Origin of the sequence: Myxococcus sp. AB056 (assembly GCF_006547365.1) — a bacterium.
GTDB lineage: Bacteria > Myxococcota > Myxococcia > Myxococcales > Myxococcaceae > Myxococcus > Myxococcus virescens.
Genome location: NZ_VHLB01000196.1, coordinates 1 through 1,766 on the forward strand (window position 1 = coordinate 1; position 1,766 = coordinate 1,766).

The window sequence follows — 1,766 nt, forward strand, 5'->3', positions numbered from 1 at the left end:
GGCCGGGGCGGTGTCGGGGGCCGCACGTCGGAGGCGGACATGATGCGGGACGTGGGCGGTTTCGGTGGCGCGCCCACGAAGTACTCGCTCATCGACACGTTTGTCTTCGGGAGTGGCGGTGGTGCGGGGGAGGGCAACGATGACCTGGGCTCGAGTGGCGGCGCGGGCGGCGGAGTCGTGTTCATCCGGGCCAGGGCGTTCTCGGGTGCCGGGCGCTTCTCCGCGGATGGGCTCGCCGCCAGCCACACGCCGGGAGACGATGGCGCGGGCGGTGGTGGCGCGGGTGGTGTCCTCATCCTTCGCGCGCAGGACTCACTGTCCTGCGGGAGCGCCCGAGCCGCGGGCGGCAACGGCGGCAACGTCAGCTACCCGGGCTGGGTGCTCGGCCCGGGCGGTGGCGGCGGCGGCGGCGGCGTGCTGTTGCAAGGGGCGACGGCGTCGTGTCCCAGGAGCGTGTCGGGCGGCGCTGCCGGGACCCTCACCCCGTCGGATGGCGGAACGAATGGCGCGGGTACGGGGAGCGAAGGCTTCGCCGAGGAATACCACGTGGCCTACCGCACGCCCGGGACGCCGTCTGTCAGCGCTCCCGTGACCGGAGCGGTGGGCGTTCCTCACCGTCCTCGCTTCGAAGGCCGGGCGGACCCGGGCGTTCGAGTCCTCGTGTTCGTCGATGGCGTGGAGCGGCTTCAGGTGAGCTCTGGCGCGGATGGTGTGTTCACCGCTGGCATCCCTCCGCAGCAGGCGCCGCTCGATGTCGGCACGCGCACGGTCCACGTGGTGGCGGAGGCGATGGGGGCGTACAGCGCGCCCTCCGCGCCTGTGTCGTTCTCTGTCGCGGCCACCCTGGAGGATGGTGGCGTGGTGGTGGAGCCCATCCTGGTGATTCCGCAGGACGGGGAGACGGTGGGAACCACGCCGCTGTTCGCGGGCGTCGCGCCCAACGGGCCGACGGTGGGCATCGAGGTGGACAATGGCGCGGAGGTCATCATCCCCGTGGATGGCGCGGGCCGCTTCCGCTACCAGTGGCCTGCTGAATCGCCGCTGGCACCGGGCCCTCATTTCGTCACCGTTCATTCGCACAACGAGGCGGGAATCAGCGGGCCCTACTCGCAGCCCATCCGCTTCGAGTCCCAGGCGGTGAGCGGCGAGGGTGACGGAGGGACGTCCGAGCAGGATGCGGGCACGTCCCAGGGAGATGGCGGCACCCAGGTCCCGGAGGACGGTTGGCCGGTGCTGGTGGTTCCCGCTGATGGCGAGGTGGTGGACTCCACGCCGCTGTTCGCGGGCGCGGCGACGGCTGGGGCAACGGTGGTCATCGAGGTGGACGGCATTGAAGTCGCCACGGTGACGGCCGATGACACCGGGGCCTTCCGTTACCAGGTGCCCCGCGAGAGCGCGCTGTCCGTGGGCTCGCACGATGTCGCGGCGCAGGAGCACCTCGTCACCTCCAGCCGCGTGCCGGCGCGCTCGCGGACGACGGGCTTCGAGGTGCGGGGGCCCGCGGCGCTCGACGTGGGGTGTGGCTGCGGCGCATCGCCCGTGGGCGTGGTGGGCTCCTGGGTGCTGCTGGCGGGACTGGCCGGCCTGTCGCGGCGGCGGCGCGGATAGCGGTCCGCGAACGGCCGGCCTGCCCGGTGCGCTAATGAGCTTCAGGGAGTGAGGTTAAGAGCGATGCTGTTGAGTTCGTGAGGAGGTGCACTTCCCATGGCTTGGCAGCCTCGCCGGCTCTCCGCCGAGCAGCAGCAGGAGCGGCGCCTTGAGGCAGC

Annotated in this window: 1 protein-coding gene; it reads left to right on the top strand. The window is 72.0% G+C overall.

All coding sequences use genetic code 11. The features are described 5' to 3' along the window. A partial coding sequence (locus FMP39_RS37080; protein ID WP_141594686.1) for an MYXO-CTERM sorting domain-containing protein occupies positions 1-1,608 on the top strand: 1,608 nt, incomplete at its 5' end. Positions 1,609-1,766: the final 158 nt, after the last annotated feature.